This is a genomic window from Cupriavidus sp. (genome assembly GCF_057315035.1).
In genome coordinates, this window is record NZ_DBHKYV010000003.1 from 415,949 (window position 1) to 429,279 (window position 13,331).

The following is a 13,331-nucleotide window of genomic DNA, read 5'->3' on the forward strand; positions in this document are numbered from 1 at the left end:
CCACCGCCCTCCGCCGGCTTCTATGCTCTAGTCACCTGGATCACGGAGTGCAGGGTGAAGATCTTTACGGGGATTGTTGCTGGTTGCCTGCTGGTCGGCGGCTGTGCGACAAAGAGTGAAAAGGTCGGGTTCAAGGCGGACGAGAACAGCGGCAAGCCCAAAAAGGCCGCGCAAGGTTGGGTATCCGCCTACAAGGACTGGTCGACCGACAAGGACCTTGGTGCAATCCTGCAGCAGCCGGAGAACCAGGGGTTGCGCGAACTGCTGATGTCTGCGCGCTGCATGGAGCCCTCGTCACGGGGCAATGGCGCACGAGCGGCGGGGCAGCAGGGGGCTGGCGGCCAGGGATTCGTTGTCGCCGGCACCCGGCAGGTATTCGATCTATATGCCGATAGACAAAAGGCGGAACCGGAGCAGTTGAAGCGGGCCGCCCTCAACGCCAGCAGCGTCGACGTGAGCTTTCCGACCGCCAGCTTCCGCGGCGTCAAGTGCGCTGTTTATGCACGCTATGCCGAGGGAGACTCGCCAGCGCGACCTGGCCTGCTCGCCGTACTGGCGATCGAACAGAAATTCGAGGACGGGAAGTTCACTGATTACTTCAAGTTCCGCCCGCTGTATGTGCGGGTTGGCAACTCGATAGCCACGACGGCCAGCGGCACCAGTGCCGCGCCGTCCCGCATCGCCGTGTCTTTTGCATTGGTGGCAAAACAGCTGGTGGTCAACAGCGAAGGTGCGGCGTCGTTTGCCGAACTCGGTACCGCGGCGGTCAGCGTGGCACGAGTCAGGCTGAATGGGGAGGAAACACTCTGCACGCGCACGCCGTGCACCGGCTTGTCGCCACCGATTCCGGTGCCGGTGGCCAAGGGTTCGGTGGTGCTTTCCATCGGCGTCAGTGAAGCCGGCGATGTCGGCGCCGATATGGACCAGGCGGCCGCCGAGCGCGAGGCGGTCAGGGCCGCGCTGGGCTCTGCAGCTGGCCAGTAGGCATAGGTTATGGCATGCCCGTCGCGCTAACCTTTCAGTGATGCCGCAAGGTTAAGCAGATTCTGCGGCACCACCCGGATCGTGCCGCCGCGCGGGCTGTCGATATCGGCGATCAGGGCCAGCGACAGCGACACGGTCAGCGGCAAGACCAGCAACAGGACGGTCTTGCCGATCTCCGCGCGCGCGCCATAGCCCTGCATCACGCTGCTGAAGAAAGCGATGATGATCATCAGGAACCAGGCAGAGATGGGAATCCGGTTCAACCACGCGGCCTCCGTGTAGCCCTGCGAGTTGATGACGTCATTCATGCCAGCCACCACGAGCGCCGTGATGGGAGTTGGCTTGTCGCGCGCCGCCGCGCGCACCGCCTGCCACATTTCGTCCTCGATCTGGCTGGTAGCAGAGCCGATTTCCTTCAGTTTTTCGCTATCGCGCGTGCGGTAGTAGAGAATGCGCTGGTCCAGGTAGCGAACCAGCAGTCCCTTGATCTGTTCGGCTCCTGGCCCTTCTATCAGGTCCGCCCGCAGGTATTCGGTACCGATGGCGTTGGCCTCTTCTTCTTCAAGATTCTTGCGCTGGTCGTAGCGCCCCACGGCCATCGACAGTGTGAACCCGATCAACAGGGCCAGCAGCGTCAGCGTGGCGCCTTGCACGACATTGAAGTCGTCGCGCCCTTCGGCAGCGATGGGCCGGATCCGGCGCAGTACAAGCGCTCCGATCCCGGTTGCCACTGCCATGATCGCGATCATGACAACAAACAGAATGGCCGGATGATTGATGAACGGGTTCATTTCTTATCGCCACGCGTACGCGATGCCGGCGCCATAGGTGATCTGGTTGCGCGTGCCGCGCTGGCTGACGATGGGGCTGTCCGCGGCGCTGCCCGTGATCCGTTGCATATAGATCATGGCGCCAGCGTACCAGTGTTTGTCGATCTGGTAGATCGTCGCCAGCCAGGCCGTACCCTGTTCCAGTCCACCACCGGGCGTGTAGACCGGCAGGCCGCTTGCGGCGCTGTCGTCCGGCGTCACCCCGAAATAGGTCCGGTTGAAGCTGCCGCTGACCCAGGTCAACCCCAGTCCAGTGCCAAGCATGACCCGAGGATGCACCGGCAGCCAGAAACTGCCGTTGATGGCGACGCGCGTGCCGCCATAGACGATGCCGGCGTTGGTCATGACATTGATGCCACCGCGCAGGCGATACGGAATGGTTCCGGTGTGGATGTACTCGTAGCCGGCCCAGCCGCCGAATTCCACGGTCGTATCGATCTCATGGACGCGCGCGACCACCGGATCATCGACATTGTTGCGCCCCAGCCGCAGCGAGAGCGCCGGCCCATATTGCCACCCGGTCAGCCCGCCAAAGTTGAACTGCGCGTATGGGCCATACCACTCGAGCAGCCTGCCACTGTCAGTCGTATACCGGAGTCCGGGCAGCACGCCAATCATGCGCTCGTTGCCGCCGGCGTATTCCGTTGTCGAGCCAATGCCGATCCCCACCATATTGGGGATCGTGCCTGGCAGGTCGATCGGCAATGCCGCCGCGTTCCAGCTCGCGACGGAGATTGCCGCGCCGGCCAGGAGTCGCAATGGATGGGCGAGGCGCGCGGCAATCATTGCCCGGCAACCGCGCGGCCCTGATCGGATCGTTTCATGTTAAGTATCCGCGCCGACAGTGATGTCGAGGTTATTCTCCCCGACCGCCTTTCGGGGCGGAATTCAATCTTTTGTCGCGCGCATTAAGTTCTGTCGTTCATTGGCCATGCCGGCGCACCTATCCGACCCGCACGGCCCGGCCGATATAGAGAATCGGTCCGGTTGGACGGCCAGTCGGGGAGCCGGCGGGAGGCTCGAGCGTGATTTCGAACAATTGATTCGGTTGCAGCGGCGGCAACTTGTCGATCGGGATATCGAGCCGCTGGCCGGGGCGCACCAGACCAAGCGATACCGGGCCTGCCCAGTCATCGGCCTTGGTCCAGAACTGGAGGCTGCGATCGCTTGGCGCCGCTTGCGATGCAAGTGAAATCAGCGACAGCTTGCGGTCGGTGGACGCCTGGATCAGCCATCCCGGTGTCCTGTCGCGCGGCTCGGACAGGATCACGACAAAGCGTGGACCCGGCGGTGGCGCGAATGCCTGCCGGCCCAGCAGTACCGCCAGTACGATCGCACATGCGGCCGCGCCGAACGCCAGCCCGCGCCAAAGTGCCAGGGTGCCCCACCATCCCGGTGACGGATTGCGACCGGGCGTACGCAAGCCAACGCTGGTGGCGATACGGTGCCAGAGCGTTGCCGATGGCTGGACCGGCTCGGCCATGGCCGTGAGCGGGTGGAGCCGGTTTTCCCAGTCGCGCACGCGTCCGGCGAATCCGGCGTCGGCCCGCATGCGTTGCTGCACCTCCTCGCGGCGCGATTGCGATAGCGTGCCCAGAACATATTCGGCGGCAAGCTGATCCATTGCATCGTCTGGAGTCCGGTCGTCCGGACCGGGTGTGCCGGCGCTCATTGCATGCACTCCTTTAGCGCGCGCAAGCCGCGCCGCATCCAGGCCTTGACGGTGCCCAGTGGCGCGCCGAGCCGCTTTGCGATTTCACTTTGCGAGCAACCATCGAGATAAGCCAGCAGGATGCTGTCGCGCTTCGGTACTTCGAGTTCGCCGAGGCACTCGCCCAGACGCCCCACCAGCACGCGCTGCTCCGCCGCATCGAACTGAGTCGGGAACGCCGCCATTGCTGCCTCCGCGTCGAGCGCCTGTGCTACATCTTCATCGACCGGTATGGCCCGCATGCGACTGCGCACCGCATTCAACGCCTCGTGCCGCACGATGGAGAACAGCCAGCCGCGCGCCTCTCCGCGGTTGCCATCGTAGCTGCCAGCGGCACTCCAGATCTTCAGGAACGCGTCATGCAGGACATCCTCCGCCGTCTGGCGATCGCGCACGATACGCAGGGCCACGCCAAGCAGATAGGGCGAGGCATGGTCGTAGAGGCGGCGTAGCGCCTCCGCGTCATGCCTGGCGCAGCCGGCAATGGCGCCTGCGTAGTCGAACACGTCCTGGATATGCGGCGAATTGGCACCCAATTGAAGTTCCTGCGTCACGCATTGGCAATGGACGCATCATATCCGTCCAACGGACGTTTCAAATGCATCATGACGCTTTCCAGAACAGATAATCAGCCTGGTAGCCAACGGTTTGCCTTGCGCCAGCATTGGCACTCGAGCATGGCGTTGCCGGTGCCACGCCGCCCTTGGTCGCTACACGCTGGATATAGGTAACCCCGGTCATGCTGCCATTGCCCTGCGCCGGATTGGCCTTGACCAGCTGATGCGGAATGTTGCCGTCGCCACCGGGCGCCACGGCGACCTGCGTGGCTGTCACCTTTGATCCATCACTGGATTCCCACGTAGCCGGCGGTCCATAGTACTTGCCGATCGTGGCGCCACTGCGGTCCTTCAGGACCGCGGTTGGGCCGACAAAAGTCCACTCATGGTCGGCAGTGGTGTTTGCCTTCAGGCGGCATTCGTAGAGCAACTGGCCACTGCCAACCGTTTGCATGGTCATCTTGTGGCCGGCAGGTACGCGAATGGCGTCGGCAACCGGAGTTGCGGGCGCAACCGGCGTTTGGGATGCGCATGCGGAAAGGACTGCGGCGGTGGCTACGTAGAACAGGATGGTGCGAGACATGGTGGAACTCCCGAGTATTGAGCAGGCGTCAATCGATGCAAACCTCGAAGGCTGCATGGGCTCTACACCCCAGCCAGGCAAACGGATGCACCTCGGGAATTATTTTTTTGTGGAGCCGCCTGTCCGGTATCTCATGGCTTGCAGCCGGACTGAGCCAGGATGAACGCGGAAACATCGTCGCTCACCGGCGACAGCCAGCGCAGCGGTGCGGCGAAGGTGCCGATCAGCAGCGTATGCGACAGATGCCCATACGCGCGGTACGTTACCGGAACCCCCGCCGCGTTGAGCTTCTCCGCCATTTGCGCCGAATTGCGCTGCGGATTCACCAGCGTGTCTCCGGTGTCAACCCCAAGGAATGCGGGCGGGGAATTCCGGGTGACATGATCGATGGGTTGTGACCCCGCGGGGTAGTCAGGGTGGTGAAACACGGGTCTGGCTTCGGGATTGGTGATTGGCAGGAAGTCGTAGGGACCGGCCAGGCCGATCCAGCCGCGCAGTCGCGAGGGATCGGCCCCCGCGCCCTGGAGCCAGCGTGCGTCGAGCGCAAGCATCGCCGCGTTGTAGCCGCCCGCGCTGTGGCCCATCACGAAGACCTTGTCCGGATCGCCCTGGAAGCTGGCGATATTTCGCAAGGTCCACGCCACGGCACGGGCGTTGTCGAGCAGGAAGTCGGGATAGGTGACCTCGGGATAGAGCCGATAGTCTGGAATCACGGTCAGGATGCCGTGCGCGGCCAGGTTCGCCGCAACAAATGCATAGTCGGCACGCGCGCCGCTGTTCCACGTGCCGCCATAGAAGAACACCACCACGGGCGCCGTGGCGCCGCAGGCGGGCTGGCGCGGCACGTAGATATCGAGCAGGCCGCGCCGGCCTTCGGTGTAGTGCACGCCGGCATTGCGTGCATAGGCGGCGTCGGAAGTCAGTGCGTTCAGCGCGTCCGAAGTGGTGCACGCTCCCAATGCCAGCAGCGGTGCAAGGCATAGGCCGCGCAGCAGAAACAGGCGTTTCATCATGGCACGGGTGCGGCAAAGCGCCGCTGCAACCAGCTTACGGGCGAGCCAATCAGTGGCAACTGGCGCCACAGTGCCGCCGCATCCCAGAAGTCATGGTGCTCGACCACACGGCCATCGTCGCCGAAGCGCAGATGGGAGCTACCGGGAACCGAGAACTGCCGGCCGCGCACCGCGCCATTGAACTGCCATGTCGCAAAGCCTTCATCATGTCCCATCAGCCGCGAGCCGATGACAAAGCGCGGGGCCTCGACGGCTTCGAACATATGCTCGAACACCAGGCGAATCGCCGCGTAACCACGCACGTCGTTGAACGGGTCGACAAAGCGTGCATGCGGCAGGTAGAAGCGCCCGAGTGCCGATAAAGATTCCGGTGTCAGCGTGGCGTACCAGTCCAGCAGGGCCGACAATGCACCGGGAGGAACAGTAACGTTTGTCATGGGCGACTTCAGGTGGTTTTCATCAGGCGCTGCAGCAGCGCCAGGCGCAGCCGGTACGGCAGCATGCTGGCCAGCCGCATCACGCGCGTGAAGCGCGAGGGAAAGGCAATCTCGAAGCGTCCGCGCGCCAGTCCGGACACGATCGAAGCGGCGGCGTCCTCCGCGGTTTGCAGTGCCGGCATCGAGAAATCGTTGCGCTCCGTAAGGCGTGTCTTGACGAATCCCGGGTTGACCAGGTAGACGCCGAGTCCGCGTGGATGCAGTTCCGCGTAGAGCAGTTCGGCCAGGTTGATCAGCGCGGCCTTGGTGGGGCCATAGATGGTGGCGTTGGGCAGCCCCATGTATCCGGCGACGCTGGCCAGCAGCACCAGGCTGCCCGCATGGCGCGACAGCATCGACGGCAGTACGGCCGCCAGCCCGTAGTAGACGCTGCCGAGGTTGATGTCGATGGTGCGGCGCGCTTCGTCGGCGGTGACTTCCCACGGGCGTAGCGGACGATACTCCGCCGCGCAGAAGATCACCATGTCCACGTCCTGCCATGCATCGCGCAATGCGTCGTGCGCCGCGACCCAGTCTTGCGGGTGGCTGGCATCCATTGGCAAGGCGATGCCGAGCGGGTGGCCATCGATCACGGCGGCCAGCGCATCGGCACGCCGCGCCGAGACCGCCACGCGCGCGCCGCGCACCATCAGCGCCTGTGCCAGCGCAGCACCGATGCCGCTGGAAGCACCCACCAGCCAGACGCGTTGGCCGGTCCAGTCATTCCAGCGGGGGTTCAGGCTCAGGCCGTGCATGATGGATCGTTCCGGCAAACATCAGGGGGCGGGCCGGCGGAAGAACAGCGTGACCTGTCCGACCTCGAAGCCAAATTTCGTGACGCGCGCACGGTTGATCATGGTGCGCTCGTCCACCAGCACCATCCAGTCGTCGAACTGCACGTCATAGGTCTTGCCGTCCACCGGCAGCTGGAGCGTGTAGATCCAGCGCAGTACGTTGCCGCTGGCATGGCCAGTAGCGTGACCGGTTACATCGGGCGCTGTGCCCTGCCAGCTACCGTCGGCAGCGCGCGTCAAGGTCCACGTACGATGCTGGGTGGTGCCGTCGCTGTAGCGAAAATCCTCGTTCAGCACGAAGCGGCCATCCTGTTCGCGTCCGTCCAGGTCCACGTGAAAGCGCTTGACGATCTCGCCGCTACGTTTCTGGAACATGCCCCAGGCCTCGGTCTTGCCGCGGAAGAATGCCGGCACATCGAGCGGCGGTTGCTGATCCGCGTAGTGCGAGACGTCCGGGGCGGAACAGCCGGCGCACATTACCACGGTACTCATTGCGGCCCAGCGGCCAAGGCGTTTCATTGCGAAGGCTCCGGTGAGGCGCGCCGGCGGGTTGTCAGGCAGGCCATGGCGCAGAGTTTCAACACGCACGGCACGCCGGCGTACATCCAGGCCAGCGCATGTCCGGCCGGGCCGGTGGCCAGCGTGCCCGGCTGATAGCCCAGCGATGCCAGCACGGGCAAGGTCAGGCCCGCGATTGCCAGGCACAGTTTGCCCAGCAGGGTCCAGACACCGTAGTAGGCGGCGGGACCTTCGCCTGCCGGAATGCGCGCGGCCAGCAGGACCGGGGGCAGTGCCAGGTCGGCACCAAGGGTCAGTCCGGAGATCGTGCAGATGCACAGGAACGGCATCAAATCACCGGGACCAAGCAGGCTGGCCCAGGCAAAGGCCAGCACGGCCAGCAGCATGGCGATGCGCCAGGCCTGGATGGCGCCGATGCGTGCGGCGATCCGCACCCAGCCGGGCAGTCCTGCCGCGCCTGCCAGGAAGTAGAGCGCCAGGCATGGCGCCACTGCGCGTGGCTCGGCCAGCCGGTCCTCGATAAAGAAGACTGCGAGCGTGGCGGGAATCGCAACCGAGAGGCCATTGAGAAAGTAGGGCAGCAACAGTGCGCGAAACGCCCGGTTGGCGCGCAACGTGCGCCACGGCGACGGTGTGGCGCCTGGCGCTACCTGCCAGGTTGGCCCGAATCGGACCAGGGTCGAGAGTCCGCACATCAGCAGCACGGCAAACAGTGCCGCGAAGAACGTCATTGCCGGGCGCGGCATGGCGTTTGGCGCGGACAACAGCCAGGCGGGCAAGGTACTGGCGAGCAGGACGCCGACCAGTCCCGCGCCTTCACGCCAAGCCGCCGCCCGCGTGAGCGTCCGGTCGTCGCTGGAGATTCGCGCACCCCAGGCCAGATAGGCGACGTTGAGCAGGCTGTGTCCCACATAGACCGCCACGAGCGTGACGGCGAGCCAGATCGCCAGCCACGTATCACCGGAGACCGGTGGCAACCAGAGCGCTGCAAAGGCGGCGGCAAGCAATACCGCACCCAGCCACATTGCCGGAAGCAGACGCCCGCGCCGGACCAGTGCGTCGATCCACCGTCCCAGCAGCGGATCCTGGGCGGTATCGAAAAGACGCGCCGCGAACATGACCACGCCGGCCAGCGAGAGCGACAGGCCCAGTCGCGTGGTGTAGTAGGCGGGCGCCTGGACGTACACCGGCAATGCGGCCATGGCCAGCGGCAGGCCAAGCGCGCCGTAGGCAGCCAGTCGGGCGTTGCCGGGCGTGTTCATCCGGATTGCCCCAGCAATTTCAACCGCAAGGCCGGCGCTCGGGTGGCCGGGTCGAGCCAGATGCCAAAGAAGGCGCGGGCGAGCGCAGCGTCGTCGATCTGGCCAGTCTCGCGGTCGTTGGCATAGAAGCGCGCACCCTGACCCGGCAGGTACACACCAGTCAGGCTGTCACCGGCACGAACATCAACAAACACCTTGCGCAGTGCATCGCGCCAGCGTTCGAGCGTGGCATCGGTGACGTTCGAACTGCTGATGCGCCGGAGCTCGTCGACGCTGGTGTCCACCAGTCTGCGGGCGGTAAAGTCCCGCACGTAGGTAATCTGCAGCGCGAATGGCGCGTCGATGCTTGCTGGCAGATGCGCGGCCCAGAGCTGCGCAGTGTAGAGGCGCACGCCAAACCAGCGGTACTCGCCCTCGCCGCTGAGCTGCGCTTGCGGCAGTGCTGCGTGCCAGCCCTCGGCTGCCGCGCAGCCCAGCGAGGCCATCGTCAGAACGAGTGCGGTCAGCAGGCGTGGCATGTTTATGCCTCGCGCGTGAGCAGGAACTGCATCACGTCCGTGCGCTCTTCATCGAAACCTGCCTCGCAATAGCACAGGTACAAATGCCACAGCCGCACGAATGCTTCGTCGAAGCCCTGCGCCCCCTGCGCCATTATGTCCTCGCGGCTGGCCATGAACCGCTGGCGCCAGCGCCGCAGCGTTTCGGCGTAGTCATGGCCGAAGGCCAGCACGGTCCGGCTCGCCAGGCCGGATCGACCCGCCGCGCGGGCGAAGCGTTCAGGGCTCGGCAGCATGCCCCCCGGGAAAATGAACTCGCGGATAAAGTCGCTGCTGGCGCGGTAGGCGTCGATGCGGTGCTCGGCCATCGTGATCGACTGGACCAGCGCCTGGCCGCCCGGGCGCAGGCGCGCGTGCAGCGTGTCGAAATACGTGCGCCAGTAGGCCACACCCACCGCCTCGAACATCTCGATCGAGACTATGGCGTCATAGCATCCGTCCAGGTCGCGATAGTCGCGCAGTTCCAGTGTGATGCGGTCGGCCATGCCGGCTTGCGTCACGCGATCCTGTGCCAGTGCCAGTTGCGCGGACGATATGGTGATGCCGTGCACGCTCACGCCGCGTCGGGCCGCATGCAATGCAAAACCACCCCAGCCGCAGCCGATTTCCAGCACGCGCATGCCGGGCTGCAGGTTCAGGGCGTCGAAGATATTCGCGTACTTGGCTTCCTGGGCGTCGTGCAGTGACTGTCCCAGGTCCCCCGCGAACCATGCGGCGGAATAGGACCACGTGTCGTCGAGCCACAATGCATAGAAATCATTGCCAAGATCGTAGTGCGCGTGGATATTGCGACGGCTTCCGGTGCGGGTGTTCTTGCGCAGCAGATGACGCAATTGATACCACCGGCGCGACAACCATGTGCCGGCTATGGTACGCGGCAGCGCGGGTTCGTTGCGGAGCGCCAGTCGCAGCAGCGCGGTCACGTCCGGGCTGTCTACCCAGTGATCGCGCCACGCCTCGGCAAAGCCGATATCGCCGGCGCGCAGGATCCGGGCGCACGCGCGCCAGTCGCGCAGCGTCAGGCGCGCGCCCGGCGATGCGTGCGGATCGCCGAAGATCGACTCGGCGCCATCCGGTAGCGTCAGCACCAGATGGCCCACCTTCACGCGCGCCAGCATGGCCAGGAACGCGCGGCCCGCCAGGGGAATTTCTCCGCTTGCGAAACGGGACAAGGCACGAAGTCCGAAGCTGGAGCGGTTCATGGGCGAATATCGTCAAGGGGGGACTCGGCGGGCGAGGGAGGGTGCTTGCCGTGGAACGGCGTGCCCCGCATCCAGAGGAGCAATGCCTGCCAGTGGATACGCAGCGTGACGGACAACGTCAACCACGGTTGACGCAGCAATGCGGTCAGCATGGACATGCCGGTGAGCGGACGCTTGTGACCGCCAATCGATGTGCGAAGCAGCATGCCCTCGTCATCGAAGTAGTCGATCCCGACAAAGGAGGTGCAATCGGATTCGCGCACTTGCATGGCGTAGTGGCCGCGCACGTCGTTGAACGGTGACACATGCAGCAACTTGCGCGTGGCCAGCACCGTCTTGTCGTGGATCGGCCCGAGATCGGGGGCCGTTACCAGGTAAGCATGGCGCCCGCCAAACGTATTGTTGACCTCGGCTACCAAGGCACGCAGGTGCCCGTCGCGGTCATGGCAGAACCAGAAGCTGACCGGGTTGAACGCATAGCCAAGGATGCGCGGGAAAGTCTGGAGCCAGATGGTGCCATCGTCGGGCAGGCCGGCGGCGCGCAGTCGCCCACGTATCCATCGGGACAGGTCATTGCCGTCGCGTGCGCCGTAGTCATCGGTGCGCAGGCTGACGATACGCGCGCGGTCGACGCCGAACCACCAACGGTTGAGCCGCGGCAGCGCATCGATATTCAACCGCACGCAGAACACCGGGTAGACAAAGCGGTGGCGTGCCGGCCGCAGGCGGTCATGCAGGACGCGACAGTGCAGCAACCATGCGTCGGGGTTCATAGGCGGGCCCAGTCTGGTAGCGCACCAAAATCGCCGGCCACGCGTAGCGCGGACTTCAGGCCGTCCTCGTGGAAGCCATATCCGGTCCAGGCGCCGGCAAACCAGGTACGACGGCGTCCTTGCAGTGCAGGCAGCGCTTGCTGTGCGGCAATCGCGCGCAGGTCGAACAGCGGATGCTGATAGGTAAAGCGGCGTAGTTCGGTACCTGGCGCGGGATCCCTGAATGCATTGAGCGTGACCACCACGGGCGTGCTGAATGGCAGCGGCTGGAGCTGGTTGACCAGGTAGCTGACACATACCGCCCGCGACATGTCAGCGCGCTGCCCACCGAGATAGTTCCATGCCGACCATACGCGCGGGCGGCGCGGCAGCAGCGTGGGATCGGTATGGAGGATGGCGACATTGGGTGCATAGCGCACGGCCCCCAGCAGATCGCGTTCGGCATCGCTGGGGTCCGCCAGCATGCGCAGGCTGTCCGGCGCATGGGTAGCCAGCACAATGGCATCGAAGCGCACCGTACCGTCGTCCGTCATGACGTTGACACCATCTTCGTCGCGCCGTACCGCGCGCACCGCGGTGCTCAGGCGCACGTCGTCGAGCTGCGCGGCAATGCGCCGCACGTACTCGCGTCCGCCGCCGCACACGGTGCGCCACTGCGGGCGACCGGTAATCTGCAGCAGCGCATGGTTCAGGCAGAAGCGCAGGAATGTGGCGGCGGGAAAGCGCAGCACATCGGCGGTGGCGCACGACCAGATTGCCGCGGCCATTGGCAGCAGATAGTGCTGACGGAAGGGTTGGCCATAGTTGCCTGCGCTCAGCAGGTCGCCGAGCGAGCAGCCGGTGTGATCCGCGTGCGCAAGGTTGAGTCGCGCGGCGCCGTTGAAGCGGACGATGTCGCGCAGCATGCCCAGGAAGGTTGGCGAAAACGCGTTGCGGCGTTGTGCGAACACCGTGTTGAGACTGGTGCCGGCCCATTCCACGCGCCCGTGGTCCATCGACACGGAAAACGACATGTCGCTGGGACGCGATGCCACGCCCAGTTCGTCGAACATCGCCACCAGATTGGGATAGGTACGGTCGTTGAAAACCAGAAAACCGGTGTCGACCGGGCTGCTATGGTCGTCCAGCGATACATCCACGGTATTGGTGTGGCCGCCGAGGTACTCGCCCGCTTCAAACAGCGTGACCTGATGCCGACGGGAAAGCAGCCATGCACTGGCCAGGCCCGATATACCGGAGCCGATCACAGCAATACGCAGACCCTGTTGTGTGCTTGATAGTGCATTCACGACCCGCTTCCCCTGTGTTCTTCTACATTTCCGGTGCGTTTCTCGCTGCCGGTGCTAACATCAGGCTACCGCTTTGGAAAGAAGACTACTACATAGTAGCGAGATTTACTAATGAGTATTTTCGGCAGGCTCAGCTTCAAGGACCAGGCATTCCAGTTGCGTGAGGACGCGATTCTCGACGCAGCCACGCGCATTCTTGCTGGCAAGGGATTCGACCTGATGACCATGGACGACGTGGCTGGTGAAGTCGGCATTTCCAAGCCCAGCCTCTACAAGCATTTCAAGTCGAAGGACGAGCTGGTAGGCGCGGCGATGATCCGCCTGATCGACGGTGCGCTGGCCTTCCTGGACGCGTTGCCGCCAGACCTGACCGCGCTGGGCCGGCTGCGCACGCTGCTGGAATGGGCGTTGACCGTGCGACTCAAGGGCGGCCTGCCGTTCCTGCCGTCGACGAGCCCGAATGTCCGCGACATGCTGACGCGCAACCTGCGCTACGTCACGCGCGTGCTCAAGCTGAACGGCATACTGAAAGGGCTGGTAGCCGACGCCAAGAAAGCTGGTGATCTCGACAGCAGCCTGCCGGACGACGTGATCCTGTTCAGCTATTACGCGCGCACGTGCGATCCGGCCGTGGAGTACCTGCGCATCTACGCCAAGATGGACGATGAAGCCATCGTCAGCCGCATGCTCGACGTGTGCTTCCACGGTATTGGCGCGAACTGAGTGGCGCGACCTGATGCAACCTGACGCAACCTGACGCGACCACGCCCGATTTGACCCT

16 protein-coding genes are annotated in these 13,331 nt (G+C 64.5%); 2 read left to right on the forward strand and 14 right to left on the reverse strand.

The genetic code is table 11. The features are described 5' to 3' along the window. Positions 1-54: 54 nt before the first annotated feature. A complete protein-coding gene (locus ACO550_RS08300; RefSeq protein ID WP_315593499.1) occupies positions 55-984 on the forward strand; it encodes a hypothetical protein in 930 nt (309 codons plus the stop codon). A 26-nt stretch (positions 985-1,010) separates the two neighbouring features. Here the strand turns inward: ACO550_RS08300 and ACO550_RS08305 are convergent, their stop codons facing one another. The 14 genes from ACO550_RS08305 to ACO550_RS08370 form a co-directional block, all read right to left on the reverse strand. Next, positions 1,011-1,775, reverse strand: coding sequence for a bestrophin-like domain (locus ACO550_RS08305; protein WP_315593498.1), 765 nt, complete (start codon positions 1,773-1,775; stop codon positions 1,011-1,013). Positions 1,776-1,778: 3 nt separating this feature from the next. Beyond that, positions 1,779-2,600, reverse strand: a complete 822-nt coding sequence (locus tag ACO550_RS08310; RefSeq protein ID WP_315593497.1) for a MipA/OmpV family protein — start codon at positions 2,598-2,600, stop codon at positions 1,779-1,781. A gap of 157 nt (positions 2,601-2,757) precedes the next feature. Next, complete coding sequence (locus tag ACO550_RS08315) at positions 2,758-3,486, reverse strand: anti-sigma factor (RefSeq protein WP_315593496.1); 729 nt, start codon at positions 3,484-3,486, stop codon at positions 2,758-2,760. Further along, positions 3,483-4,061, reverse strand: a complete 579-nt coding sequence (locus tag ACO550_RS08320) for a sigma-70 family RNA polymerase sigma factor (RefSeq protein WP_315593495.1) — start codon at positions 4,059-4,061, stop codon at positions 3,483-3,485. The genes ACO550_RS08315 and ACO550_RS08320 overlap by 4 nt, the downstream gene beginning before the upstream one ends. A 67-nt stretch (positions 4,062-4,128) precedes the next feature. After that, a complete protein-coding gene (locus tag ACO550_RS08325; protein WP_315593494.1) occupies positions 4,129-4,665 on the reverse strand; it encodes a DUF3455 domain-containing protein in 537 nt (178 codons plus the stop codon). 131 nt (positions 4,666-4,796) lie between these two features. Beyond that, positions 4,797-5,678 (reverse strand): alpha/beta hydrolase fold domain-containing protein, encoded by an 882-nt coding sequence (locus ACO550_RS08330; protein WP_315593493.1) that lies wholly within the window; start codon positions 5,676-5,678, stop codon positions 4,797-4,799. Continuing rightward, positions 5,675-6,115: a nuclear transport factor 2 family protein gene (locus tag ACO550_RS08335; protein ID WP_315593492.1), complete on the reverse strand. Its 441-nt coding sequence runs from the start codon at positions 6,113-6,115 to the stop codon at positions 5,675-5,677. The genes ACO550_RS08330 and ACO550_RS08335 overlap by 4 nt, the downstream gene beginning before the upstream one ends. Positions 6,116-6,123: 8 nt before the next feature. Next, positions 6,124-6,909 (reverse strand): SDR family NAD(P)-dependent oxidoreductase, encoded by a 786-nt coding sequence (locus ACO550_RS08340; protein WP_315593491.1) that lies wholly within the window; start codon positions 6,907-6,909, stop codon positions 6,124-6,126. Positions 6,910-6,930: 21 nt separating this feature from the next. Continuing rightward, positions 6,931-7,467, reverse strand: a complete 537-nt coding sequence (locus ACO550_RS08345) for a DUF3833 family protein (protein ID WP_315593490.1) — start codon at positions 7,465-7,467, stop codon at positions 6,931-6,933. After that, the gene (locus tag ACO550_RS08350; RefSeq protein WP_315593489.1) at positions 7,464-8,729 is read right to left on the reverse strand and encodes an MFS transporter; all 1,266 of its coding nucleotides are present in this window, start codon (positions 8,727-8,729) and stop codon (positions 7,464-7,466) included. Before ACO550_RS08350 ends, ACO550_RS08345 begins: the two co-directional genes overlap by 4 nt. After that, positions 8,726-9,247 (reverse strand): chalcone isomerase family protein, encoded by a 522-nt coding sequence (locus ACO550_RS08355; protein ID WP_315593488.1) that lies wholly within the window; start codon positions 9,245-9,247, stop codon positions 8,726-8,728. The genes ACO550_RS08350 and ACO550_RS08355 overlap by 4 nt, the downstream gene beginning before the upstream one ends. Positions 9,248-9,249: 2 nt before the next feature. Then, complete coding sequence (locus ACO550_RS08360; protein WP_315593487.1) at positions 9,250-10,488, reverse strand: class I SAM-dependent methyltransferase; 1,239 nt, start codon at positions 10,486-10,488, stop codon at positions 9,250-9,252. Then, the gene (locus ACO550_RS08365) at positions 10,485-11,261 is read right to left on the reverse strand and encodes a DUF1365 family protein (protein ID WP_315593486.1); all 777 of its coding nucleotides are present in this window, start codon (positions 11,259-11,261) and stop codon (positions 10,485-10,487) included. Before ACO550_RS08365 ends, ACO550_RS08360 begins: the two co-directional genes overlap by 4 nt. Further along, entirely contained in the window at positions 11,258-12,550 is a 1,293-nt protein-coding gene (locus tag ACO550_RS08370; RefSeq protein ID WP_315593485.1) for an NAD(P)/FAD-dependent oxidoreductase, read from the reverse strand. Before ACO550_RS08370 ends, ACO550_RS08365 begins: the two co-directional genes overlap by 4 nt. A gap of 111 nt (positions 12,551-12,661) precedes the next feature. Here ACO550_RS08370 and ACO550_RS08375 point away from each other — a divergent pair, with 111 nt between their 5' ends. Continuing rightward, the gene (locus tag ACO550_RS08375) at positions 12,662-13,273 is read left to right on the forward strand and encodes a TetR family transcriptional regulator (RefSeq protein WP_315593484.1); all 612 of its coding nucleotides are present in this window, start codon (positions 12,662-12,664) and stop codon (positions 13,271-13,273) included. The last annotated feature ends 58 nt before the right edge of the window (positions 13,274-13,331 follow it).

Coding starts and splice junctions, on each gene's coding strand:
- ACO550_RS08360 (WP_315593487.1), bottom strand. CDS start 10,488: ATGAACCGCTCCAGCTTCGGACTTCGTGCCTTGTCCCGTTTCGCAAGC.
- ACO550_RS08305 (WP_315593498.1), bottom strand. CDS start 1,775: ATGAACCCGTTCATCAATCATCCGGCCATTCTGTTTGTTGTCATGATC.
- ACO550_RS08355 (WP_315593488.1), bottom strand. CDS start 9,247: ATGCCACGCCTGCTGACCGCACTCGTTCTGACGATGGCCTCGCTGGGC.
- ACO550_RS08345 (WP_315593490.1), bottom strand. CDS start 7,467: ATGAAACGCCTTGGCCGCTGGGCCGCAATGAGTACCGTGGTAATGTGC.
- ACO550_RS08350 (WP_315593489.1), bottom strand. CDS start 8,729: ATGAACACGCCCGGCAACGCCCGACTGGCTGCCTACGGCGCGCTTGGC.
- ACO550_RS08325 (WP_315593494.1), bottom strand. CDS start 4,665: ATGTCTCGCACCATCCTGTTCTACGTAGCCACCGCCGCAGTCCTTTCC.
- ACO550_RS08365 (WP_315593486.1), bottom strand. CDS start 11,261: ATGAACCCCGACGCATGGTTGCTGCACTGTCGCGTCCTGCATGACCGC.
- ACO550_RS08340 (WP_315593491.1), bottom strand. CDS start 6,909: ATGCACGGCCTGAGCCTGAACCCCCGCTGGAATGACTGGACCGGCCAA.
- ACO550_RS08375 (WP_315593484.1), top strand. CDS start 12,662: ATGAGTATTTTCGGCAGGCTCAGCTTCAAGGACCAGGCATTCCAGTTG.
- ACO550_RS08315 (WP_315593496.1), bottom strand. CDS start 3,486: ATGAGCGCCGGCACACCCGGTCCGGACGACCGGACTCCAGACGATGCA.
- ACO550_RS08330 (WP_315593493.1), bottom strand. CDS start 5,678: ATGATGAAACGCCTGTTTCTGCTGCGCGGCCTATGCCTTGCACCGCTG.
- ACO550_RS08335 (WP_315593492.1), bottom strand. CDS start 6,115: ATGACAAACGTTACTGTTCCTCCCGGTGCATTGTCGGCCCTGCTGGAC.
- ACO550_RS08310 (WP_315593497.1), bottom strand. CDS start 2,600: ATGATTGCCGCGCGCCTCGCCCATCCATTGCGACTCCTGGCCGGCGCG.